Genomic DNA, 22131 nt, shown 5'->3' on the forward strand with positions numbered 1-22131 from the left:
CGTGGGGCGAGCGGGCTGCCCGGCAAATCCTTCAAAGACTTCAGAGGGGTCTCTTGAAAGATTTCCGCCTCTAAGTGTCTGTCCAGTATGTATAATATACAATCTTTCAATTATTCAATCTTTCAATGGGTACCTCTCTCCTGATATTAAACCCTGCGCGCACGCGTACAGGGCTAAGGGGTCCTCTTGAAAGATTGAAAGATTTGAAGGATCTCGTTTTTCCCTTTGATCGCATGCGCTTGAACCCATTTGATGCTTCAAGATCGGGTTCAGGGCGTTTGAAGGATCTCCGATCACCCACCCCACCTCGCCATCCTGTAGACCATGGCCTGCTTGGTCGATGAGCCGCGCATGCCGGTTGTGATATCCCCGCTTTCGATCAGGGTGAGCAGGATCTCGTCCCGGTCGCGCGATTTCAGCCACTGGGAGGCTCGGGTGATCTCGGACTTGGTGATCCCCTTTGCCCCGGACGCACGGATGATCTCCTTCAGCCGCTTCAGGTGGGCCTCGGTCTCAGTGTCCGCGACGTGCCGCTCGACGGCTTCCATGGTCCGCTGTGCGTAGTGCCGGACAAATGTGATGGCCCAGTCCGCCGCTGTAATCTCGATCTCGGGCCGGGCCGGATCGCGTCCCACCGCCACGATCAGCGCGAGCTTGAGGGCATTTTCCCCGATGCGAGCGAGGATCGCCGTGAAGGCCGTGCCAGCCGCGGCGCGCAATTCCTCCGTCAGCTCGACGCTGAGCTGGCGAAACCGGGCCCGTGCCTCCTCGGTCATTGGCACGACCGTCGGATTCACGGCGGTGTTCTGACCCGCCGTCTTGCCGGTCAGGTTGCCTTTCGTGCCGCCCCCACCCGCCGCAATCAGCTGCAGACCCTGGATCAGCGCGGGCGGGGCCTGACGGATACCCACGGCGATATTTTCTTCGGGGTAGTCCTCATCGCTGGGCAGGATCAGGAAGCGGGCCAGTGATCCATCGACCACGTTTGCCCCCTGCAACGCGCCCCAGAAATGCAGTGGCGTCGTGGTGCCATAGACGCAGAGGCAGGGCTGGTTGATGTCGCGCCGCTCGTTCGTGCCGTCGCGGTTGGCGTATTCCGCGCCGAGGAAGATCCCGCCCGCAGCTGTGTAAAGCTCGGTCATGTTGTCGAGGATTTCCGTGATGTGGCGTGGGCTGCGCTTGCGGTCTGCAGCTGCCGAGAGGAACATGCCGAACTCGTCGATCTGGAACAGGATCGCAGGCTGGCGGTGCAGCGCCGTCAGAAGCCCCGCGCCGGAGGCGATCTTGTTGCCCCCGAGGTGATGGGCGAGCCCCGCCTCAAAGAAGGTCTCATTGATGATTTCGCGGGCGTGGTTCTTGCCCGAGCCGCTGTCTGCGATGCCGACGACATAGAGGTTCGAGCGCAGGTTGCTTTCGGTGCGGTAGTTCCGCCCCATCAGCGCGCCAATGGCACAGAGGCTGGCCCCGAGCGACAGGAGTGGCTGCGGGCGCCGGGCGGTGGTCAGCATGTAATCCGTCAGATCACCGACCAGCCCATCGGGGATGGCTAGCGAGAACGACGGCGCGGACGGGGCCGGAGATGCCGCGGCTGCAGTGACATCCAGCCTCGCCAGCAGACCCGCTGCCGGATGGTCCCCTTCCTCGACGATGCTGCCGTCCAGGCGAAGGTCAGGGTCGGGCTGCCAACCGCGCTCCATCGCGATATGATAGATCGTGCCAGCGCCGATCCGGTCGGGCTTGAAGCTGGCCCAAGCCTTCATGGTGGTGGCTGGAACATCCTTGGCCGCTTGGGCTGACCAGGTGGCAAAGACCTCGCCGCCCTCATCGCCGAGTGCCCCCTTCAGGGCCATGCCAGTCCGCATCCAGCTGTCGTAGTCCAGTTCCGCATTCGGGAGCCATTCAAGCGCCGCCTCGATTGCAGGCAAGGTACCGATCTGGCTGTGACTGCGTGAGATTTCCGGTGGTGGCGACATAGCAGACAACCTACGCTGGCGCAGCGCTTCCGGCAGACGCGCATAGGCCTCTTCAAGAAAGGCCACTGCGGCTTCGGCGGAGATTTCCGGCAAGTCAGTGATATCTATGTCTGCCAGCCCCTCCTCGGGCCAGGCATAAGGCGCGCCCGTGTCAGGGTGGATCGCATAGGCCAGAAACTGCTGCCCGAGGCAGAGTATCTCCAGCGGATGGCGCTTGATCCCGCGGAACGGTTCCGACGTCCGGTACACCAGCATCCGCTTCGGGGCCCGACCGATGCGCAGGGCGGGCGTGTCGCCGAGTCGTGCGCGGGCCAGGCGCTCGATCTGCAACGCCAGTTCCGCGTCCTCGGTAATGTCGATATCGACGGCTGCAACCGCGCCACCGGCAATGCCAACACCGCAATTGGGCCACGACGACCATGTGGACACCTCGACCTCCGTCGTACCGCGTTCCGCATGGCGGTTCCACTCTGGGTAGTCCGCCCATGACCCGCGCTGGAAACGGCCGGGCTTCTTCGTGCCCGGGCCGATGGGCAGGATGGCATAGCCATTGGTGACGAGCCGCGCGCCGAAGCGCGCCATGAAGGATGTGTCAGCCATCAGAAGGGCACCTCGGGGGTCATGGCGTCGAGGCGTTTGCGGTCCTTGGCCGCAAGCTCACGCAGGTGGTCGCAATATCCGGTGACGACCGCATCGATGAAACGGTCCCATTCGGTCTCTGTCAGGGTGGCGAGATCGGATTTTCCGATGCTTTCTAGATACTCGCCGCCCATCTGGCCGCCGACGGTCATCGCCCCGGCCTCGTTCGGGGTCGGATCGATCATGCCCTTCCTCCTATGGCAGATGTCCTGACAGGCCCGGCTGCAGAGGTGCTTGCGGCTTGCATCGCGGCGCGGGTCGAAGACGCGGAAATCCCGGTCGAACCAACCAAGCCCACGAGGTTGCCGGTGGCAGACGGCGCAGAGGCCGGGGCGGGCTTGGGGCATGGGTCGAACCTGTGGCCGGAGACTTCGACATAGCGGCCCGAGGGACGGACCGAGATTTCTGTGGGGCGAGCAAGGTGCTTGGACTGAGCGATTGCCTCATCGACGCTGAGCGGCACCGGGCAGCCCGGGGCGCGCTTGCGCCACCACTCGGCGGCCTTCTGACGCGCATAGCCCTGATGCTCAATGCAGACCCATTCGCTGTAGGACTTGAGGCCGCAGTTGTAAGTCACCTTCAGCGAGGGCAGCCCGCCCAGCTTGTCATGGCGGCTATAGGACACGCTATGGACCGGCAGCCACTGCAGTTTCGGCGACAGGACCGGAAGCGTGGCCGCTGTGGGAGCGATCTTTACCTCTCGGGCCGGAAAGACGTAGCCGCAGTCGGTGCATTCCGTCGCCGACAGCGCGATGATGCTGTCGCATTCGGGGCAGACCTTGGTCGGGGCCTCGCCGCCACTGGCCTCGCCGGGCCGTCGGGGCCGCACCAGATCGATCGGCCCATGGCGACGGACATTGCCGGCGAAGTCGAGCACGAGGCAGTTTTCCTTGCCTGGCGCGAGGCGCGTGCCACGGCCGACCATCTGCACATAGAGACCTGCGGACTTGGTGGGGCGCAGGAGCGCGATCAAATCGACGCCCGGGGCGTTGAAGCCAGTGGTCAGCACCCCCATCGAAGCCAGCGCGCGGATTTCGCCGCGCTTGAAGGCAGCAATGATCGCATCCCTCTCGTCCTTCGGCGTATCCCCGAAGATTGTGCGGCAGTTGATGCCTTGGCGGCCGAATTCCTCGGCCACATGGCGCGCGTGCTCGACACCCGAGCAGAAGGCCAGCCAGGACTTCCGGTCGCGCCCATGTTCTATGATCTCGGTAACCGCGGCCTGTGTGATGGCTTCTTTATCGACCGCCGCCACCAGATCGCGCTGGATGAAATCGCCCGCGCGTGTGCCGACCTTGGAAACGTCCAGACGCGTGGCAGGCTGTTTCGACACGAGCGGGCTCAGATAGCCCGCATCAATCAGATCACGCACCGGCGCCTCATAGGCAATGTCGGTAAAGAGCGCGTTCTTGCCCTCATGCAGCATGCCGCAGTCCAAGCGGAACGGCGTGGCGGTCAGCCCGATCACCTTGAGCGCCGGGTTGATCCGGGCCAGCCCGTCCAGAAACCGGCGATACATGGTGCTGGTGTCGCCGGGAATGAGGTGCGCTTCGTCGATCAGCACGAGGTCGGTGTGGCCGACCTCGTGTGCGCGGCGGTGGATCGACTGGATGCCCGCGAACAGAATGCGGGCCTGTGCCTCGCGTTTGCCCAAGCCCGCCGAATAGATGCCTGCCGGGGCCTCGGGCCAAAGGCCGATCATCTCGGCATGATTCTGGGCGATCAGCTCGCGAACATGCGTCACGATCAGGATGCGCTGTTCAGGCCAAGCCTTCAGCACGCCCTCGATGAAGGCGGCCATGACGAGGGACTTGCCTCCGGCGGTCGGGATCACCACCAGCGGATTGCCCTTGTGTGATTGGAAGTAGCCGTAGATCGAGGTGATCGCGGCATGTTGATAGGGGCGCAGGGTCAGCATGGCGCGGCCTCCATGGAGCGGGCGTCGTTTGCCCAGATGGAGCCATCGGCCATGCGGTAGGTGACGACATCGTCATCCGCATAGATGACCTCACCCGGGACGAGATCGGGGATGAAGAGATGACGGGCGCAGGCGGCACGCTGCGCGGCGGGTGCCAACATCCGGTCGTGGCGAGCGCAGTGCCAACCACCATCCACCGGCGTCGCGTGCAGGCAGGACCGGCAGGTCACAGCCGCACCGACACCGCCGTGACAGGCAGCATGGTGATCGCAGAACCGGCATTCGAACCAGGCCGGGTCCTCACTGATCCTCTCGGGCGGATGCTGAGCGAAGATGATCCGCCCGGCTTTTTCCAGCAAGCGCTCTGCCATGGCGCTGTCAGCCTCGACGCGCTCGATGTGCAGCGCATCGGTGTCCTTGCAGACAGCGACGTACAGGGCGCGGGTGATCCCCGTCAGATGCATGTAGATCTGCATCTGCGCGGCGTGCTGGGGCTTGGCCAGCACAACGCCCTTGGCGGTCAACTCATTGAAGCTCTTGACCCCATGGGTCTTGAACTCGAGTACATGCCAGGTTTTCGCGGCCTCGAGGATGCCGATGGCCACGCCATCCAGCGACCCGCCGAAATGGCCGCCATGGGCCTCGACGCGGAACTGGCGACCGGTTTCGGGATCAACCTCTAGCACCGTCGCGCCGGTGGCGCGCAGATTGCGCACGAGGCGCTCCTCTTCCAACTGGCCTGTCTCGAAGAGGCGCAGCAAGCGGCCGGCGTGGCGCGCGGGCGTGACCCAGCGGAAGTCGTACCAGAGCGCCCGGGCACAGGACTTACCGATGATCGAGGCGCCAAGGTGGTCGCGGAAACCATCGCCCTGACGGGCCTCGTAGTCGGCATAGATCGCCGTCAGCGTCGGCGTGGGGGCTTCGGGAAGTTCAGCCATCACAGCCCCTCCCGTTCAGCACGAGACTGGGCCTCGGCCAGAATGCCGCTCCAAGTCTCCGGATCATGGCGTTCGCGCAGCACGCTTATCAGGGCGTCCTTCAGCTTTTCGCGGCGACGACGGCCGGTTCCCCGGGCCAGAAGTTCTGACCGTTCGCGGCTCAGATGCCGCAGGGCCGTCCGCGCCCGGTGAAACCAGTCCGGGTCGATGGGTTTTTGGCCCCGCTGTCGGGCCAGATCGGCCGTTGCGATCTGGGTACGAATCTTGGCGATGGCGTCGTCGAGTTCGATCAACCGGCGCTGGTCATCAGGCAAGCCGGGGCTGATCACAGCCACAGGGGCCGCGTTGTTCATGTCAGTCATGGGAATGTCCTCAGATTGCGGGAGGCACCGCCCCGGCTGTCACCAGATTAGGGCGGCGCGGGGTCTCAGCCCTTCTTGTTCCAGGGAGCAGATGCCATCTTGGGCGGGGCCGCCGGTGTCGCGGGTGCAGCGGGTGCAGGTTTGGCCGCCCGGGACGCCGCCCCGCGGTCGGGCGGCAGATAGGCGATGGCGTTGCTTTCGCCGTAGCCGTTCTTCGGCGGCTTGATCTTCACCTGGATCATCATCGGGATCAGGTGCAGTTCCTCGCTATCGCTGACATGCATCTTGCCCGTCGCGTGGCAGATGGCCGACAGCGTGCGTTGAGCGATTTCCACCGTGGTCGGGTTCGGGTTCACCAGGTTCAGCTGGTCGAAGATCTTGCGACCCTTGTGCTCGCCCTCGAGGATGTCGAGCATCAGCCAGAGAAACTGGCCCATCCCGTTCTTGGTTACGCGCATCTCGCTTTCGACGATCTGGGCGCGGTATTTTCCAGCGGGCAAAAGCTCGTGGGCAGTGGTGGGCTCGACGCTGGTGGCGTCAAAGGACGTGTCGAAACGTGCCATGGTCTTGTCCTTTCAGGGCGATCATTCGGATTGGGGCATGGCCGCCATGAACTCTGCCCAGCTAAGGGGCAGCGTGTCCGGCAGGCCGTAACGGTTCTTGGCGAGGAAGGCGGGGCGCTCTTCCGTGTGCATGACCCGCGCGCCGGACCCGAGTGCCCGGGTCACCTTCTTGTTGAAGCCGACATCGGATTTGGCGACCGAGATTTGATAGTTGGCGAACAGCACCACATCGGAATGCTCTTGCAGCAGCGCTGAGGAGCGGGCCTGCAACTTGATCACATAGCGGTCGTAGGGCTCGTGCTCGGGGCTATCGAAGCGCTTGATGTCGGTATGGGCGATCTGGATGACCGCCATACCCTTCTGGTCACGCAGTGCATTCAGCTTGTCGAGATACTCCCGCCAGACGGTCAGTGCCTCGGCATAGCCCTTTCCGAAGCCGGGGGTTTCGATCGACGCCCAGCCGTTGCGCTGGCAAGCCTCCGCCCAAATCAGCGGCTCCAGCCAGTCGACGCTATCGATGACCACCGTGCCGAAGTCGTGGTCCTCGGTCAGGAGCGCATCCAGGGCTCCGGCCACTTCCGTGTAGCTCGTCGCCAGCGGAAAATGCGGCACCTGGAGTTTGCCGAGCCCGTCCTCGGTCATGATGAACACCGGCCGGTCTGCATCGGCCGCGAAGGTGGATTTGCCGACCCCGGCCACGCCGTGGATCAGGATGCGCGGCGGCGTCAGCACGGACGTCGTGCGCAAAGATGCGAGAGAAATGGCCATCAGTTCGCCCCCTCGTTCAAGACCAGCCGGAACTTGGGCTTGCCAGTCCGGACGGTCCGGGCGGGCTCGAACCCCTTGCGCCAGCTTTCCGGAAGGGCACCGTACTTGCGCTCGGAGACCGACAGCTTCGTGTCGATGAATTCGGCCGGGTCTTCGCCAGCGGATGCGATGTTTGCAGCGATCTGGGCGAGCTTGGCCTGGTCCCAATCGATGCGCTTGGGCAATTCGGCGATGACAGTGACGCCGTTGTCGTCGAACCGGATCGTGCCGGTGTCCTTGCCAGCCTCGTGGCGGAACTCACCGGCGTGATCGGCATACTTCAGGGAGATAGCCCCATCGAGCCAATCCGAGATCGACTTCGCCTGCGTCAGCTGCTCGTCCGCCATCCCTTTCAGCAGGGCGAGCTGGTCGGCGGGCAGCGCAGCGATCTGGCCCACCGGCATGCGGTGGATATCGGCGAGCGTGATGTGATTGGAGATCGTCATGTCATCCCCCCTCACGCCGACATCGGACGATGGGGTTCATGATCCGCGCCGCGGATCTGTTCGGCCTCGAAGGCCTCGACATCCTCCAGCCGATAGATCACCCGGCCGCCGAGCTTGATGAATTTCGGGCCTTCACCCGTCCACCGCCAGCGCTCCAGCGTGCGGTGTGAAATGTTCCAGCGAGCCGCCAGCTCGATCTGGGAAAGGTGCCTGGTCGCCATGTGAACCTCCTTGGGATTTCCGCGAACACTTGCGGGATCAACATGGCGGAGGGGCTGGTAGGGTTTCTGAAGGGGAACGGTAGGGGAATTGGTAGGGGAAGAAGAAACGCAAAACGGCCGCTCGATTGAGCGGCCGTCGCAAATGTTTTCAATGCCTTATCCGGCTGGCGCTTCGATCCAGCAGTTGCCCTCGTCATATTTGATGAAGGTCTGCCAGTCGGTTCGCCCGCTGAACGCCTTCGAAAGGCAGTTGGTCTTTTCCGAGAAGCCGGCATCGGACAGCGCGGTTATGGTTCTGCGAGCAGGACGGCCAGACCAATAAGCCTCGAACAGGATCGCCAGGAAGTCTCGATGGCGCAGGCCGCGAAACTTGAACTCCTCGTCGTGGACATAGACGACCCCGTAGTCCTCCGAGTGGTCTATGGGAAACCGCCGTTGCGCTTGTCCTGGGAACACGCGCTTACCAACGGCCTGCGGCGACAGCGCCAGCTTGCCGGAGGCGCTGGCGACATCGGCTATGCTGATGACCACATTTGGCTTGGGGATCGTGATCGGGATGCAATGGCCAGGGGTGGAGGTCAGGATCACACGCACCTGGTCAGGTGGCCTGCGCTCAAGGAGGGCAGCAACACTATCCCAGACCGCTGGATCTATAAGGCGCCGCGCAAACCAGACCGGCACCGGCGATTTCGCCCCCTTGAGCCGTAAGGTGCCAATGTCCCACGCGATGCCATCAATCAGCGGGACAGGACGCTCGGGCGCGGTACGGTCGAAATTGACCAGCATTCTCGCAAAGATCAGCTGGTAATCGACAGCCAACGCTGCGAGTTCGCCTGCATCGACGGGGATCCAGCGACCGACGCTGTTATGGTAGCCGAACTGCCTGCGCTCAGAACACCACTCCGCCGGAATAGGCTCGTCCTCAAAGGCGTCCATGGCGGTGACGACCGGGATATTCCCGGACGCCACCAGAAGCTTGGCCCCGAGCAGCTCATCTGTTGCTCGAGGCGCCACCTGCCGCAAGGTCGCTGCCTGCACCTTCACGGCGCGGGTTTCAATCACCCGCAGCAGCAAATCTACCGCCTGCTTAGTCAATGAGGTCACCAAGGTCGGCGGTGTCCGTCAGGATGCCCCAGCGGCGAAGATACTTCTCGCCGATCAGACGCTCGTGCGGCGTCATGTCCTTCAAGTTGCATCCATGCGGCATCGTCACGGTCAGCGTCAGGGATTTACCCCGCCCGCCGCCCGGGCCGGGGTGGAATTTGATCGTGAACCGGGCGCGCGTGATGATCCATTCCGGCACAGCCGATGCGATCGGCAGAACATGCCCCGTGCCGCTGATGTCCAGGCCGATACGCTTTTCCGCCATTTCCCAGATAGACCGTTCAGCCCCCGACATGGATTCGAGCGTGATCCGCTCGTTGCGCTCGCCTACGTCCATGAAGCGCAGTTCCTTGACGGTCACCTCCTTGATCCCGTCCTCCACGTCAGTCGGGAAGTCGAAAGGCTTCAGCAACATGCTGAGGTCGTATTCGCGGAAGGGGATGTGCTTTTCCTCGAAATCGATGCCGAGCAGATCCCGGGCCATATAGGCCGTCAGATCCCGCCGGTCCTCCAGAGTGTTCGCCACGACCTCGATGACGCCGGTCGCAGCCTCATAGGTCAGCGCCGCCTCAAACACGGGCTTCACGATACGCCGCGACAAGGTGCTGTTCGCGTCGAATCCCAGCATGTCCTCCGGGCGCCCCTCACGGTAGACGGCGACCTGCACGAGATCGCATTCCTGATCATCAAGAATCACTCGGTGCCGGTCAAAAACATCGACATGGACATGCGGGGTCTCAAAGCGGTCACGGATCGCCTTGGTAAAGGCGGCGACAGAGACAGGGTCACGGCGAACCGTGCAGTCCTTTTCGACTTCAAAGCCGCTCCAGGACCGCCCCCGGCGCCGTTCGTCGTTGTAACGGACCTCCTCTGCTTTACGAAACTGGTCCGGTTCATTCAGGAAAACCCAAAGCGACCGGTTGTTCGCCCCTTCCAACGTGTCGAAGACGGCCCTGTTGATCACAACGTTCTGCAGGGCATTCTGGCCAGGTTCGTCGGCCAGAGCGGCAACTTGGCCAGCATTAATGATGACCTGCTGCTTTTCGTCGTCGGACATGGCGTCGACGGCCTTGACCAGCGGCTCCACCACCTCGGGCTCGGGCTTCGTCCAGTCGATGGGCGCAAGCGAAGTGAACCTGCCAGCAGTGAAGTAATCTTGCAGACGGATCACGGGGGTTTTGCGAAGGAAGGCGGCGATGGCAGTCATGGGGGACCTTTCTTGACCGGGAGAAGGGGAAGAATCAGCGCGGCGCGATACGCTGGCGTTCGATATAGACCGAACAAATCGCCCAGTCTACTTGCGCGGCACATTTTTGTTCGGCATATCGAACGCGCGTCCTGAACCCAAGGAAACCAAGGATGAAACGATGACCACGTCCCTCGGCGCGAAGATAAAGCGCCACCGCCAGGAAAAGGGATACTCCCTCGACAAGCTCGCCGAGCTGACCGACTCGAGCAAGAGCTACATCTGGGAGTTAGAAAACCGCGACACCCGCAAGCCGTCAGGTGAAAAACTGACCCGCATCGCCCAAGCCCTCGAGGTCACCACAGATTACCTGTTGGACGACAGCGAGGAGCCCAGCGACCAGGTCCTGAAGGAAGCCTTCTTCCGCAAATTCAGCAAGCTTGCTCCGGAGGACCAGCAGAAGATCAACCAGATGATCGACATGTGGGGGAAGAAGGATTGAGCCTGCCGACGACGCCGCAGGGTTGGGCCATCCGCCTGACGCACATCCTGTCCTTCCATCAGGCAGCGCACGACCTCCCGCGTTTCCCCATCGATGTGGCGGCGTTGGCGCAGGATTTTTCGCGTCAGGTTTTTCCGGACGCACCGATCACAATCGTGAAAGGACTGCCACTCTCCAAAGGCGTCGAAGGCATGTTGATGCCACACCCCAGCGGCTCCGGGGAGTGGGGCATCGTCTATAACGAGAGCATTCGATCTCAGGGGCGCCGCAATTTCACTCTGGCGCATGAGCTGGGGCACTACCTCCTGCATCGGCAGGCCAACCCGCGCGGCCTACAATGCACCAATCGCAACATGGCTGACTGGGATGAAGCCAGAAATAGGATCGAGGGCGAGGCCAACACCTTTGCCTCATACCTGCTGATGCCGCTTGATGACTTCCGCGCGCAGATCAAAGGCAGGATCGTCGACATCGACGTTATGACCGAACTCGCGGATCGCTATGCCGTGTCACTGACCGCCGCGATCCTGAAATGGATGACCATCACCGACAAGCGCGCGATGATCGTGGTCGGCAAGGAAGGCTTCATCGATTGGGCCTGGTCCAGCGAGCCGTTGTTTAGATCAGGCGTCTTCTATCGTGCACGGCAGGAAGTGACCGAGTTGCCGCCAGCGTCATTGGCCGCGCAGGAAGTGGACTGGGATACCGGGCGCCACGGCCATCACCACCCGGCAGGTGTCTGGCCTGGATCCGAGCCGGTGCGTGAAATGACCGTGTTCTCACCTGGCAACGAGATGTCGATTTCACTGCTGCTCTACCCCGACCGCGCGCCGTCGCAGCGGGAGATGGCCGAACTGGAGGAAGAGCCGACACTCGACACATTCGACAAGTTCATGGGCGGCGACGCGCGCTGATTCGCGCCTGGAAGAGGCTGCGGTGGCCATGGAGGCGATAGAGTGAGTGCGCAGATTTGCGCGACGGTTCGAATAGGTCGGCACTGTCCTCAAAATATTGAAATACTTGTGTTTTCGTGATTTCTCGATAGCTTTTGGACATCATCCCAGTCGCGAAAAGTCGCCATGTCACCCATTCCAGAAGGCCCGGTTTCGGGGCCCAACCCCCTATGCCCTGAACGCATGTCATCCGATGCGCGCCTCGCAGAGATCGGCCGCATCCTGGCCGCTGGGGTCATGCGGCTGAACGCTGCACAGTCCAGTGGTTTATCTGCCGAGAGCGGAGACAGTTTCGTGGACTTCTCGCCCCGAAAGAGCGGTGGTCGTCGTGGAAAACGCATCCGCATCGGAGAAATTCATGAAGCATCACAATAAGATAACCCCTGCGCAGCCAGGGCATGATCCAGGCCTGGACCAAACGGTGCTATCGCGCCTGGCCGCGCTGAAGGCGATGTCGGTCAAGGAACTGAAAGCCGAATGGGAAAAACTCATCGGCACCTCAGCGCCGAACAACAGCCGGGCGTTTCTTGAGCTGCGGATCGCGCACCGGTTACAGGAACTGACCTACGGCGGCCCCGACCGGGAGACGCTTCGCATGCTGGATCTTCTGGCCGACGAGGTCGAAGGTCATGCCCGGCGCAAACATCAGATCGCCGATCCCCGCAATCCTGTGGCGGGCACGAAGCTGCTGCGCGAATGGGACGGCAAGGAGCACACGGTCACCGTCCTGAAGGACGGCTTCGACTGGCAGGGCCGCAAATTCAAATCTCTGTCCGCCGTCGCCCGCGAAATCACTGGCACCCGCTGGAACGGATACCGGTTCTTTGGACTGCGCGAGCGGAAACGGGAGGAGGCATGATGCAAATGGATCCCAGACAAAACCGCCGCCTGCGCTGCGCCATCTACACCCGCAAGTCGAGCGAGGAAGGCCTCGACATGGAATTCAACAGCCTCGACGCCCAGCGGGAGGCTTGCGAAGCCTACATCGCCAGCCAGAAGTCAGAGGGCTGGGTCGCAACGCGCGAACGCTATGACGACGGCGGCTTCTCGGGAGGCAATCTAGACCGCCCCGGCCTTAAGCAGTTGCTGACAGACATCGACGATGGGCTGATGGACGTCGTGGTGGTTTACAAGATCGACCGCCTGTCGCGCTCGCTGATGGATTTTTCCAAGCTGGTCGAAGTCTTCGACCGCAATGGTGTGACCTTCGTCTCTGTGACGCAGTCCTTCAACACGACCACCTCGATGGGGCGGCTGACACTGAACATCCTGTTGTCATTTGCCCAGTTCGAACGGGAGGTGATCGGCGAACGCATCCGCGACAAGGTGGCAGCATCGCGCAAGCGCGGCATCTGGATGGGGGGTTATGTGCCGCTGGGCTATGATGTGCAGGATCGCAAGCTGGTCGTGAACGAGGATGAGGCCGCCAAAGTGCGGCGGATCTTCAAGCGATTCATTGATCTGGGCTCCGCCACGATGCTGGCGCGGGAACTGCGTGGCGAAGGATTCCGCAGCAAGCAGGGCACGCTGATCGACAAGGGTTACCTTTACCGGCTGCTGAACAACCGGGTGTATCGTGGCGAGGCCCTGCACAAGGGGAAGTCCTACCCCGGAGAGCATGACGCCATCATCGACGCGGACCTCTGGGAACGTGTGCATGCCATCCTGCAAGAAAGCCCACGCAAACGGGCAAATAATAGCCGTGCGCAGACTCCTGCGCTTTTGAAGGGGCTGATCTTCAGCGAAAACGGCACGGCAATGACGCCCACCAGCACGAAGAAGGGGGCCAAGCTCTACCGGTACTACGTGTCCATGGACGTGATCCGGAACCGCGAGACCGGCGAGGAAACAGCGCCGATGCGGCTGGCCGCCGGCATGGTCGAGGACGCCGTCGTGACCGAAGTTCGGCGTATCCTGCAAACACCGGAGGTCGTCACACAGGTGCTGGCTGCCCTGAAACGCGACGGTGGTGGGGCATCTGAGGCGGATGCCATCGCGGCCCTGCACCAGTTCAACGCGCTCTGGTCGCAACTCTTCCCCGCCGAACAGGCCCGCATCATCCAATTGCTGGTGCGGCGCGTCACGGTCACCGCCGCAGGTCTCGAGGTGGACATCCGGCGCGAAGGCGTCGCGGGCGTTGTCCGCGAGATGGTCGCACCCCGCCGGATGGAGGCCGCTGAATGACCAAGCCAGACGACACAATCCGGGTGCTGATCCCGCTGAAGGTGCGCAAGAAGAATGGAAGGCCGAAGATCATGCCGCCCGCCGACTATCGACCGAGCGAGGATCAGGCGCAGGATCCGCACATCCTGCGGGCAATCGGCCGCGCATGGGGCTGGCGGCGGCGAATGGATGCCGGTGAGTTCGCCACCATTCAGGAACTGGCCGAGGCCGTGGGACTGGCGGAGCGCCATGTCAGCAGGCAGCTGCGATTGGCCTATCTGGCGCCGGAGGTGCTGAAGCGGCTGACCTGCGGGCGCGAGACCTCAGCGGTCAGCCTGTACGATCTATGCTTTCTGGCCGGGGAGGCTTGGGAGGAACAAACCAAGCGGATGTTTGACTGAGGTTCTGTCGAATGCTTTGGGAGGCTTTGAACTGCACTACCAGGCAGAGATCAAATACAATCGTCTTTTGATGTTGAACGTTTCGCTTCCCGTTCTGCGAATTTCGCCTTCGCGATTGCCGCATCTCCCAATCTGGCCTTCAGGTCATAAAACCTCTTAGCGAGGTCCGCAGCCTCTGCAGCCACGTCGTCATCATATTCTGAAGCCGCCATTTCCTCCACACGCCTTTGAATGCGGGCTAGCGCCCTCGCTGTTGGCTTATGCCTATCTTCAACGTATTGCAGCAAACCAACCACGTCGTTGGCTCGCCGCCGAAACTTCTTGAATGTTGGATGAGCCATACGCGGCTTAATCGGCGGCTTTGTTTTAGGCAGATCAACTTTGGCCCCACCATCTCGAGGGAAGGCTGCGCTCGCGGGCTCTTCCACGTGTTTTGGCCGTTCGGGGCCTCCAACACTGCCTAGTTGAACTACCGTCGACCCTCCAAGGTAAGCACCCTTTCGCGACATAGTCTTCCTTATCCACTCAGTAGGTTGCGGCACCCCAGCAAAGGTGGGCGCACAAAGTTCGTCCAGACCTCTGGCATGTGGGCTTCACAGGAAGTGTATGAAACGACACCGAAGTTGCTAGCCCTTTTCGCTTGGGGCGATGCTACAGATTATACGATGGGGAAGACGGTCAAGGCAGGTCTTGTCCTAATGAAAACTCGCCTGAAAGGACGTCGCGGTCAGCGAGACATGCGCGTCCAGTGGTGGGTGCAGTTCGAAAGCCTTCGGCTCACGCCCAAAGTTCCAGAGCCGGAAAAGGCGCCATTCCGTGTGCCGCTCCTCGGCCACAGCCAGTTCGTTGCGGCTGATGTGGAAAGGTGTGCGCTCCCAACCGTTCGTCGTTTTCACCTCGATCAGGCGCGCGCGACCGTCCGGTGCAAAACTGGCGATGTCATAGCCCGCGCCGTCTCCGTCCTCTTCTGACACCCAGCGGACCTTGCTGGCTAGGTCATCTCGGCCTGCGGATCGCAGAACGGTAAGCTCATGCACCAAGACCCGCTCCTCGCCCGCGCGACCGAGGGCTCGGTTACGCTCGTCGCGGCCCGCCACGTCGAATTTACGGGCGATGTGCAACATCTGCTCCAATTCCTGCGGCGGCGGCTGGTTCGAAAGCGTGGGCGGCGGTCCGACAAAGATCTGCCCCGCCTCCCGCGCGTCAGTGGTGCGTTGCAGACCTAGCCGGCGACCAAGCCAAGCCGGGTTCAGGGCCAGCCAGCGCGCCACGGCATCCACCAACGTCATCTGGAAGTTGAACGCGGGCTTGTAACCGGGGATCCAGTCCTCGCCGAGACCCTTCAGAACCGCGCTGATATTCTGGTGCTTGAACTCAATGGAGCCCTCGGAGCGGTCGTTCAGCTGCGGCAGCAGCGCGCGACGGTGCTCAGCCTTGTTGTAAGGACGCCCTGCGATGTCGTCGGCCAGCATCGCGAAGTAATCCGCGACGATCAGATCGTTTTCTTTATCCGTCCAAGCTCCGTTCGACATGGCGCCAGGCTAGGTGCCTCGACACAGTTTGTCACCAAGAGCTTCGCGCAGCTATACGAGGTTTTGCGCTGTGAAACGCCGCCTTCGGGTATCTCTGTTCGCATCGAGAGCAGACGAACCCGCTTCAACTGCCGCGCAGTTCGATTTCGCCAACATACTGAAATCTCGTGATCTTTTGAATCCGTCTCGATCTTGGTGAAGGGCGGATGGAAAGAGACGCGGGGCGTTCAGAGACCGATTTCAGCGGAAATGCCAATCTCCGGAAGTCGGATGGCATCTCTAAACCCCTTTGAAACAAAAAGAAAAAAGGCCCCACAAGGGACCTCATCTCGGGTTTGCAATGTGCAAGTGGCGGAGCCGAAGGGATTCGAACCCTCGAGACGGTTCCCCGCCTGCACCCTTAGCAGGGGTGTGCCTTCGACCACTCGGCCACAGCTCCGCCGATCCGTTTAGCGATGGTCGTTGGTGGGGGCAAGGGGGAAAGCGGTGGGGATTGGTGGAGTGTCCTAACTCGGGTCAGCCGCTGAACAGGAAGTGCAGGACGTCGCCATCCTTGACCTCATAGGTCTTGCCCTCGATGCGGAACTTGCCGGCTTCCTTGGCGCCGGACTCGCCGTTTCCGGCGATATAGTCGTCATAGGCGATGGTTTCGGCGCGGATGAAACCCTTTTCGAAATCGCCATGGATCACGCCTGCGGCCTGCGGGGCGAGGGTGCCTTTCAGAATCGTCCAGGCGCGGGCCTCTTTCGGGCCGACGGTGAAATAGGTTTGCAGGTCCAAGAGTTCGTAGCCCGCGCGGATCAGGCGATCCAAGCCCGCCTCGTGCAGGCCCATTTCTTCGAGGAACATCGCGGCTTCATCTTCGGGGAGCTGGGCCAGTTCCTCTTCGATGCGGGCCGAGATGACCACCGTGCCGGCCCCCTGCGCCTTGGCCATTGCTGCTACTCGGTCGGACTGGCTGTTACCCGTGGCGGCCTTGGCTTCTTCGACGTTACAGACATAAAGAACTGGCTTGGCGGTCAGCAGTTGCAGCAAGCGCCAGGCGCGCTGGTCGTCTGCGGCGATCTGAAGGGTGCGGGCAGGTTTGCCATCTTCCAGCGCCTTTTGCGCAAGCGCAAGCAGGCGGTCCTGATCGGCGCTGTCCTTGTCGCCGCCCTTGATCTTGCGCGCAAGGTTGGCGCGACGGCGTTCGACGGATTCGAGATCGGCCAGCATCAGCTCGGTCTCGATCGTTTCGGCATCGGCCACCGGGTCGATCCGGCCTTCGACATGGGTGATGTCGCCATCTTCAAAGCAGCGCAGGACATGGGCGATGGCATCGCATTCGCGGATATTGGCAAGGAACTGGTTACCCAGACCTTCGCCCTTTGATGCGCCGCGCACGAGGCCTGCGATATCGACAAAGGTCATGCGGGTGGGGATGATTTGTTTCGATCCGGCGATGGCGGCCAGTTTTTCAAGCCGCGTGTCGGGGACCGCAACCTCGCCCACGTTCGGTTCGATGGTGCAGAAGGGGAAGTTGGCGGCCTGCGCGGCGGCAGTGCGCGTGAGCGCGTTGAACAGGGTCGACTTGCCGACATTCGGCAGACCCACGATCCCCATCTTGAAACCCATGGTTCAAACCCTTTCCTGACTGTCGCAGGGCTTCTAGGGCGCGCGGCGCGGCTTCGCAAGCGAGCGGGGCGTTCCGCCGGGAAAAAGTGCGATACAGGCGGTGTATGCCAGTGCTGTGGGGCCATTGATCTTTGCCCCCCTGTCCGGCAAAACGCGGGGCGGAGCATTTCGGGGACAGGGCCAGCCAATGACCAGAATCGACGACACGTTCGCGCGGTTGAAGCGTGAGGGCAAAAAGGCCTTTGTCAGCTACATCATGGGCGGCGATCCCGATGCCGCCACGTCCATGGCCGTGATGCAGGGGCTGCCCGCGGCGGGGGTGGACATCATCGAATTGGGGATGCCCTTCACTGATCCGATGGCGGATGGCCCAACGATCCAATTGGCCGGGCAGCGGGCGCTGGAGGCGGGCATGACGATGGATGCCGTGCTGGACATGGTACGGACCTTCCGCAAGGGCGATGCGGTGACGCCCATCGTTCTAATGGGGTATTACAACCCGATCTATTCCCGCGGGGTGGACCAGTTCCTGACCGAGGCCGTGGCTGCCGGGATTGACGGGTTGATCGTGGTCGACCTGCCGCCGGAAGAGGATGATGAATTGTGCATCCCGGCGCAAAAGGCAGGGATCAACTTCATCCGCCTGGCCACGCCGACAACCGATGCCAAGCGGTTGCCCAAGGTCCTGCAGAACACGTCGGGCTTTGTCTATTATGTGTCGATCACCGGGATCACCGGGGCGGCGGCTGCGCAGGCAGTTGATGTGGCACCCGAGGTGGCGCGGATCAAGGCGGCGACCGATCTGCCGATAATTGTGGGGTTCGGCATCACCACGCCGGATACCGCCCGGGCGATTGCGGGCGTGGCGGATGGCTGCGTCGTGGGGTCGGCCATCGTGAAGGATATCGGCGCAGGCAAGCCTGTGGCCGAGGTTCTGGCCAATGTTGCCGCGCTTGCGGCGGGGGCGCATTCCGCCTGAGGGCGGTGTCAGGCGGCGTCGGGAAATCGCCGCAGGTCTGACAGGCGGGTAGCGATGGAATGCAGGTCGGTCGTCAGCGCCTCAAGCGAAGTGCCGCGGGTCAAGGCGGCAATGGCGGCAAGGTCCGCCTCTACGGCGGCGCGGCCTGACAGTGCCAGACTGCGGCCTTTGGGGGTGAGCCAAAGGCATTTCGACCGGCCATCGCGCGGGTTGGGTTCCAGCCGAACAAGGGCACGCTTTTCCAGCACCGTGACCGTGTGCGACATGGTGGTCTTGGGCCAGCCGAAGCTTTCGGCGATGCTGGCAGGGGTCTGCCCTTCGCTTTGCCAGGCCAGCCGTTCCAGCACCGTGAACTGTGGGGCGTTCAATCCCTTGGGCAGCCGCGCCTCAATCAGCCGCTGCGCGGCGTGATGCGCAGCAGACAGCGCGGCAAACAGGGACAATGTGGGAAGCAGCGGATCGGACATGCGGAGACGGGCCTTTGCGACGTGGCGGCAAAGGGTTGCAAGTTCCATGCCGGACTGGCCGCGCAGTTCAGGCGGGCGGTTGTGCACCTTGCCGCGAAGCGGTGGAATTGGTAAGCAAAGGTAACCAATCCAAACAGGACGTGCCGCCATGCCCGTGATCACCTGCATCGACGACCTGAAACGCCTGCACAAGCGGCGCACGCCGAAAATGTTCTTCGACTATTGCGAAAGTGGCAGCTACACCGAGCAGACATTCCGCGAGAACACGACGGATTTCCAGAAGCTGCGCCTACGCCAGAAGGTGGCGGTCGATATGCTGGGGCGGCGCACTGACAGCACGATGATCGGAACCAAGGTTTCCATGCCGGTGGCTCTGGCCCCGGTCGGAATGACCGGGATGCAACGCGCGGATGGAGAGATCAAGGCAGCACGGGCGGCGGAAAAGGCAGGGGTGCCCTTCACGCTGTCGACCATGTCGATCTGTTCGATCGAGGATATTGCCGAACACACCAAGGCGCCGTTCTGGTTTCAGCTTTATGTGATGAAGGACGAGGAATTCGTCGATAGTGCCATCGAGCGGGCGCGAAAGGCGGGCTGTTCGGCGCTGGTGCTGACGCTGGATTTGCAGATTTTGGGGCAGCGGCACAAGGATCTGAAGAACGGGTTGTCAGCCCCGCCGCGCCTGACGCTGCGCAACATTCTGGACATGACGATCCGGCCGCAATGGTCGCTTGAGATGCTGGGGACCAAGCGGCGAACGTTCCGCAACATTGTGGGCCATGCGAAAGGCGTGGGAGATCTGTCCAGCCTGATGAGCTGGACGAATGAGCAGTTCGACCCGCAGCTTGACTGGGCCAAGATTGCCCGCATCCGCGACAAATGGGGTGGCAAGCTGATCCTGAAGGGAATTCTGGATGAGGAAGACGCGCTGCGCGCGGCGGACTTTGGGGCGGATGCGATCATCGTATCCAACCATGGCGGGCGGCAGCTGGACGGGGCGCTTTCGGCGATCCGGATGCTGCCGCGCATCGTGCGGGCGGTAGGCGACCGGACGGAAGTGTTCATGGACAGCGGTATCCGGTCCGGTCAGGACGTGCTGAAGGCCTTAGCGCTGGGCGCGAAGGGGACGTTCATCGGACGGGCTTATATCCACGGGCTGGGGGCCATGGGCGAGGCTGGGGTGACGGCGGCGCTGGAGGTGATCCGCAAGGAGCTGGATATCACCATGGCGCTGTGTGGAGAAAAGGATGTGGGCAAGCTGGGGCGGCATAACTTGCTGATCCCGAAGGATTTCGAGGGAGATTTTCTGTAGCCATTTCTTGGGCGGAGCGCGCCGGGGGCTTTGCCCCCGGACCCCCAGGATATTTTTGCAGAGAAGAATTGGCTGGCTCAGGCAGCCTGAAGCCGGTTTTGCCGCGCCATCAACGGGGCGAGGATCAGCACCGCAAGCAGCATGACCGAGGCGAAGACGAAGGCGAAGCGCAGGCCGAAGGCGCCTGCGATGAAGCCGAGCGACGGCGGGCCGAAGAAATAGCCGAAATAGCCAAACAGTGTTGCCCGGGCCACGGCACGCGCGCGGGCCTGAGGATCGGCGAGGCGACCTACCAGCGAAAACGCGGTGGGCGCGATCACGGATGAGCCGATGCCCATGACGATGAACCCCGCATAGGCCATCATCGGCGTTGTGGCGAGCGCCGCGCCAAGTGCGCCGAAGGCCGACAACACCGCACCCCCCATCAGCAGGCGAAAGGGATTGACGCGGGTGACGATGCCCTGCCCGGCGAGGCGGGCAAAACCCATGGTCAGCGCAAGGGCGGCAGGGCCCATCGCCCCCTCTTCCGGGCTGCCGCCCAGGGTCTTTTCGATATGCAGGGCGGACCAGTTTTCGGCGGCGTTCTCGGTCAGGAAGGCGATCAGGACGATGCCGCCACCAATCACCGGGATCAGGCCAAGATGGCCTGCCGTGCCATCCTTTGGCTTGCGCAAACCATGGATGGTACCGTCCCGCTCCCACGTCATCAGGGCAAGGATGCCTGCGGTCAGAGCCATGGTCCCCATGACCCAGCCGGGCGGCCAGCCTTCACCGCGCATCAATCCGGTGCCAATGGCCCCGCCCGCATAGCCAAAGCTGTAAGCGGCGTGGCAGAGGTTCATGAGATGCAGGCCTCGGTCATTCTCGAGCGCGGCGACACGGGCATTCATCAGCACATCCGTCAGACCCGTGGCCCCGCCGCAGGCCATCATTGCCAGTGGAAAGAGCCAGACCTGCGCCGCCTGTCCCGGCAGGGCAAAGGCCGCCGCCATCAGCAGAGTGGCGACGGGTAGCGCGATCCGGCCGAGGGACGCGCCGATCAGGGGCGCAAGCAGCATGGCAGTCACCGCCGCCAACGGTGTGGGAAGGATCAAGAGGCCAAGCTCGGATTCCGTCGCATCCAACTGTACCTTCAGGTCCGGCAGGACGGCGGCGAATGTACCCCATAGAACACCCATGGCAGCAAAGGCGGCGACGGGTGCGCGGGCCGCGACAAGGGTGGTGGAAATGGACATGTGGAAATCTCCTGCCTGACGGAGGTAGCCCGCGCCTGTTTTTGCGGCAAGCCCGCCCGCGACAAGCGGGGCATCGGTGGCGACCGGATTCATGCTTCCCTTCATGGCGAATCGCGGCTATAGCCCCCCGGTCGCGTCGCACACCCTTGGAGGGCGGCGGATTCATTCTATGGAGAGAACCAATGGCTCGTGAGATCCCTGATCTTTTGGCCGCGGTACGGACGGGGACAGGCAAGGGGGCCGCTCGTCAAGCTCGTCGTGAGGGCTACGTACCCGGTATCGTGTATGGCGACGGCAAAGAGCCTTCGCCGGTCAACCTGAACTACAACTATCTGCTCAAGCGCCTGCGTCAGGGCCGGTTTTTGCAGACGCTGTTCAACCTGAAGGTTGAGGGCGGCGAAGAAGTGCATGTGATCTGCCGCGGCGTCCAGCGTGACGTGGTGAAGGATCTGCCGACCCATGTGGATTTCATGCGGGTTGGCGATGAATCGCGGATCAACCTGTTCATCCACGTGGAATTCATCAACCACGAAGCAAGCCCCGGCCTGAAGCGCGGCGGCACGCTGACTGTGGTCCGTTCGGAAGTTGAACTGGAAGTGACCGCCGGGGACATCCCGGATCACATCACGGTTGACCTGACGGGCAAGGTGATCGGCGACGTGATCCACATCGAGGATGTGGCTCTGCCGAAAGGCGCGAAGCCGACGATTGCACGGAACTTCGTGATTGCGAACATCGCGGCTCCGTCGGGGCTGGTTGCTGCGGAAGAGTGATCCTTCGGGATTGCGGAAAATCGGGCGCGTCGGGGGAACCTGA

24 protein-coding genes and 1 tRNA gene are annotated in these 22131 nt (G+C 62.4%); 8 read left to right on the plus strand and 17 right to left on the minus strand.

Annotated features, from left to right (window positions below):
* Positions 1-293: 293 nt before the first annotated feature.
* From RSE12_05685 to RSE12_05735, 11 genes are all read right to left on the minus strand, one after another.
* Positions 294-2573 carry a DUF3987 domain-containing protein gene (locus tag RSE12_05685; GenBank protein WRH63827.1) on the minus strand — a complete coding sequence of 760 codons (2280 nt, stop codon included), beginning with the start codon at positions 2571-2573 and terminating at the stop codon, positions 294-296.
* Positions 2573-2797 (minus strand): DUF6511 domain-containing protein, encoded by a 225-nt coding sequence (locus RSE12_05690; protein WRH63828.1) that lies wholly within the window; start codon positions 2795-2797, stop codon positions 2573-2575. The genes RSE12_05685 and RSE12_05690 overlap by 1 nt, the downstream gene beginning before the upstream one ends.
* Complete coding sequence (locus RSE12_05695; protein ID WRH63829.1) at positions 2794-4530, minus strand: DEAD/DEAH box helicase; 1737 nt, start codon at positions 4528-4530, stop codon at positions 2794-2796. Before RSE12_05695 ends, RSE12_05690 begins: the two co-directional genes overlap by 4 nt.
* The gene (locus tag RSE12_05700) at positions 4524-5468 is read right to left on the minus strand and encodes a hypothetical protein (protein ID WRH63830.1); all 945 of its coding nucleotides are present in this window, start codon (positions 5466-5468) and stop codon (positions 4524-4526) included. Before RSE12_05700 ends, RSE12_05695 begins: the two co-directional genes overlap by 7 nt.
* The gene (locus RSE12_05705; protein WRH63831.1) at positions 5468-5830 is read right to left on the minus strand and encodes a hypothetical protein; all 363 of its coding nucleotides are present in this window, start codon (positions 5828-5830) and stop codon (positions 5468-5470) included. The genes RSE12_05700 and RSE12_05705 overlap by 1 nt, the downstream gene beginning before the upstream one ends.
* Positions 5831-5895: 65 nt before the next feature.
* Positions 5896-6393 (minus strand): DUF669 domain-containing protein, encoded by a 498-nt coding sequence (locus RSE12_05710; protein ID WRH63832.1) that lies wholly within the window; start codon positions 6391-6393, stop codon positions 5896-5898.
* A 21-nt stretch (positions 6394-6414) separates the two neighbouring features.
* Complete coding sequence (locus RSE12_05715; protein ID WRH63833.1) at positions 6415-7161, minus strand: ATP-binding protein; 747 nt, start codon at positions 7159-7161, stop codon at positions 6415-6417.
* Positions 7161-7646 carry a hypothetical protein gene (locus RSE12_05720; GenBank protein WRH63834.1) on the minus strand — a complete coding sequence of 162 codons (486 nt, stop codon included), beginning with the start codon at positions 7644-7646 and terminating at the stop codon, positions 7161-7163. The genes RSE12_05715 and RSE12_05720 overlap by 1 nt, the downstream gene beginning before the upstream one ends.
* A gap of 11 nt (positions 7647-7657) precedes the next feature.
* Complete coding sequence (locus RSE12_05725) at positions 7658-7867, minus strand: helix-turn-helix domain-containing protein (GenBank protein ID WRH63835.1); 210 nt, start codon at positions 7865-7867, stop codon at positions 7658-7660.
* A 156-nt stretch (positions 7868-8023) separates the two neighbouring features.
* Positions 8024-8974 (minus strand): hypothetical protein, encoded by a 951-nt coding sequence (locus RSE12_05730; GenBank protein ID WRH63836.1) that lies wholly within the window; start codon positions 8972-8974, stop codon positions 8024-8026.
* Positions 8955-10178 carry a hypothetical protein gene (locus tag RSE12_05735; GenBank protein WRH63837.1) on the minus strand — a complete coding sequence of 408 codons (1224 nt, stop codon included), beginning with the start codon at positions 10176-10178 and terminating at the stop codon, positions 8955-8957. The genes RSE12_05730 and RSE12_05735 overlap by 20 nt, the downstream gene beginning before the upstream one ends.
* 160 nt (positions 10179-10338) lie before the next feature.
* On the opposite strand from RSE12_05735, the gene RSE12_05740 reads away from it, so the two are divergent.
* From RSE12_05740 to RSE12_05760, 5 genes are all read left to right on the plus strand, one after another.
* The gene (locus tag RSE12_05740; protein WRH63838.1) at positions 10339-10659 is read left to right on the plus strand and encodes a helix-turn-helix transcriptional regulator; all 321 of its coding nucleotides are present in this window, start codon (positions 10339-10341) and stop codon (positions 10657-10659) included.
* A complete protein-coding gene (locus tag RSE12_05745) occupies positions 10656-11573 on the plus strand; it encodes an ImmA/IrrE family metallo-endopeptidase (protein WRH63839.1) in 918 nt (305 codons plus the stop codon). The genes RSE12_05740 and RSE12_05745 overlap by 4 nt, the downstream gene beginning before the upstream one ends.
* A 490-nt stretch (positions 11574-12063) precedes the next feature.
* Complete coding sequence (locus RSE12_05750; protein WRH64745.1) at positions 12064-12471, plus strand: DUF2924 domain-containing protein; 408 nt, start codon at positions 12064-12066, stop codon at positions 12469-12471.
* A gap of 5 nt (positions 12472-12476) precedes the next feature.
* Positions 12477-13796, plus strand: a complete 1320-nt coding sequence (locus RSE12_05755) for a recombinase family protein (protein ID WRH63840.1) — start codon at positions 12477-12479, stop codon at positions 13794-13796.
* The gene (locus RSE12_05760; GenBank protein ID WRH63841.1) at positions 13793-14176 is read left to right on the plus strand and encodes a hypothetical protein; all 384 of its coding nucleotides are present in this window, start codon (positions 13793-13795) and stop codon (positions 14174-14176) included. The genes RSE12_05755 and RSE12_05760 overlap by 4 nt, the downstream gene beginning before the upstream one ends.
* Positions 14177-14226: 50 nt before the next feature.
* Here the strand turns inward: RSE12_05760 and RSE12_05765 are convergent, their stop codons facing one another.
* From RSE12_05765 to ychF, 4 genes are all read right to left on the minus strand, one after another.
* Complete coding sequence (locus RSE12_05765; GenBank protein WRH63842.1) at positions 14227-14604, minus strand: hypothetical protein; 378 nt, start codon at positions 14602-14604, stop codon at positions 14227-14229.
* 267 nt (positions 14605-14871) lie between these two features.
* Positions 14872-15708 (minus strand): DUF3883 domain-containing protein, encoded by an 837-nt coding sequence (locus RSE12_05770; GenBank protein ID WRH63843.1) that lies wholly within the window; start codon positions 15706-15708, stop codon positions 14872-14874.
* 349 nt (positions 15709-16057) lie between these two features.
* Positions 16058-16147 (minus strand) — tRNA-Ser (locus RSE12_05775).
* Between the two features lie 77 nt (positions 16148-16224).
* Positions 16225-17322, minus strand: a complete 1098-nt coding sequence (gene ychF / locus RSE12_05780) for a redox-regulated ATPase YchF (GenBank protein ID WRH63844.1) — start codon at positions 17320-17322, stop codon at positions 16225-16227.
* 187 nt (positions 17323-17509) lie between these two features.
* On the opposite strand from ychF, the gene trpA reads away from it, so the two are divergent.
* Complete coding sequence (gene trpA / locus RSE12_05785) at positions 17510-18301, plus strand: tryptophan synthase subunit alpha (GenBank protein WRH63845.1); 792 nt, start codon at positions 17510-17512, stop codon at positions 18299-18301.
* 8 nt (positions 18302-18309) lie between these two features.
* Here the strand turns inward: trpA and RSE12_05790 are convergent, their stop codons facing one another.
* Positions 18310-18768 carry a MarR family transcriptional regulator gene (locus RSE12_05790; GenBank protein WRH63846.1) on the minus strand — a complete coding sequence of 153 codons (459 nt, stop codon included), beginning with the start codon at positions 18766-18768 and terminating at the stop codon, positions 18310-18312.
* 148 nt (positions 18769-18916) lie between these two features.
* On the opposite strand from RSE12_05790, the gene RSE12_05795 reads away from it, so the two are divergent.
* Complete coding sequence (locus tag RSE12_05795) at positions 18917-20080, plus strand: alpha-hydroxy acid oxidase (protein WRH63847.1); 1164 nt, start codon at positions 18917-18919, stop codon at positions 20078-20080.
* Between the two features lie 77 nt (positions 20081-20157).
* On the opposite strand, the gene RSE12_05800 is transcribed toward RSE12_05795, so the two are convergent.
* The gene (locus RSE12_05800) at positions 20158-21420 is read right to left on the minus strand and encodes an MFS transporter (GenBank protein ID WRH63848.1); all 1263 of its coding nucleotides are present in this window, start codon (positions 21418-21420) and stop codon (positions 20158-20160) included.
* Positions 21421-21497: 77 nt separating this feature from the next.
* Between RSE12_05800 and RSE12_05805 the strand changes: the two genes are divergently transcribed.
* Positions 21498-22088 carry a 50S ribosomal protein L25/general stress protein Ctc gene (locus RSE12_05805; GenBank protein WRH63849.1) on the plus strand — a complete coding sequence of 197 codons (591 nt, stop codon included), beginning with the start codon at positions 21498-21500 and terminating at the stop codon, positions 22086-22088.
* Positions 22089-22131 lie beyond the last annotated feature (43 nt).

Source organism: Fuscovulum sp. (assembly GCA_035192965.1).
Lineage (GTDB): Bacteria > Pseudomonadota > Alphaproteobacteria > Rhodobacterales > Rhodobacteraceae > Paragemmobacter.

Excerpts from the sequence above, each read along its gene's own strand:
- RSE12_05685 (WRH63827.1), bottom strand. The coding sequence starts at position 2,573 with ATGGCTGACACATCCTTCATGGCGCGCTTCGGCGCGCGGCTCGTCACC.
- RSE12_05690 (WRH63828.1), bottom strand. The coding sequence starts at position 2,797 with ATGATCGATCCGACCCCGAACGAGGCCGGGGCGATGACCGTCGGCGGC.
- RSE12_05695 (WRH63829.1), bottom strand. The coding sequence starts at position 4,530 with ATGCTGACCCTGCGCCCCTATCAACATGCCGCGATCACCTCGATCTAC.
- RSE12_05700 (WRH63830.1), bottom strand. The coding sequence starts at position 5,468 with ATGGCTGAACTTCCCGAAGCCCCCACGCCGACGCTGACGGCGATCTAT.
- RSE12_05705 (WRH63831.1), bottom strand. The coding sequence starts at position 5,830 with ATGACTGACATGAACAACGCGGCCCCTGTGGCTGTGATCAGCCCCGGC.
- RSE12_05710 (WRH63832.1), bottom strand. The coding sequence starts at position 6,393 with ATGGCACGTTTCGACACGTCCTTTGACGCCACCAGCGTCGAGCCCACC.
- RSE12_05715 (WRH63833.1), bottom strand. The coding sequence starts at position 7,161 with ATGGCCATTTCTCTCGCATCTTTGCGCACGACGTCCGTGCTGACGCCG.
- RSE12_05720 (WRH63834.1), bottom strand. The coding sequence starts at position 7,646 with ATGACGATCTCCAATCACATCACGCTCGCCGATATCCACCGCATGCCG.
- RSE12_05725 (WRH63835.1), bottom strand. The coding sequence starts at position 7,867 with ATGGCGACCAGGCACCTTTCCCAGATCGAGCTGGCGGCTCGCTGGAAC.
- RSE12_05735 (WRH63837.1), bottom strand. The coding sequence starts at position 10,178 with ATGACTGCCATCGCCGCCTTCCTTCGCAAAACCCCCGTGATCCGTCTG.
- RSE12_05740 (WRH63838.1), top strand. The coding sequence starts at position 10,339 with ATGACCACGTCCCTCGGCGCGAAGATAAAGCGCCACCGCCAGGAAAAG.
- RSE12_05750 (WRH64745.1), top strand. The coding sequence starts at position 12,064 with ATGTCGGTCAAGGAACTGAAAGCCGAATGGGAAAAACTCATCGGCACC.
- RSE12_05755 (WRH63840.1), top strand. The coding sequence starts at position 12,477 with ATGGATCCCAGACAAAACCGCCGCCTGCGCTGCGCCATCTACACCCGC.
- RSE12_05760 (WRH63841.1), top strand. The coding sequence starts at position 13,793 with ATGACCAAGCCAGACGACACAATCCGGGTGCTGATCCCGCTGAAGGTG.
- RSE12_05770 (WRH63843.1), bottom strand. The coding sequence starts at position 15,708 with ATGTCGAACGGAGCTTGGACGGATAAAGAAAACGATCTGATCGTCGCG.
- ychF (WRH63844.1), bottom strand. The coding sequence starts at position 17,322 with ATGGGTTTCAAGATGGGGATCGTGGGTCTGCCGAATGTCGGCAAGTCG.
- trpA (WRH63845.1), top strand. The coding sequence starts at position 17,510 with ATGACCAGAATCGACGACACGTTCGCGCGGTTGAAGCGTGAGGGCAAA.
- RSE12_05790 (WRH63846.1), bottom strand. The coding sequence starts at position 18,768 with ATGTCCGATCCGCTGCTTCCCACATTGTCCCTGTTTGCCGCGCTGTCT.
- RSE12_05795 (WRH63847.1), top strand. The coding sequence starts at position 18,917 with ATGCCCGTGATCACCTGCATCGACGACCTGAAACGCCTGCACAAGCGG.
- RSE12_05800 (WRH63848.1), bottom strand. The coding sequence starts at position 21,420 with ATGAAGGGAAGCATGAATCCGGTCGCCACCGATGCCCCGCTTGTCGCG.
- RSE12_05805 (WRH63849.1), top strand. The coding sequence starts at position 21,498 with ATGGCTCGTGAGATCCCTGATCTTTTGGCCGCGGTACGGACGGGGACA.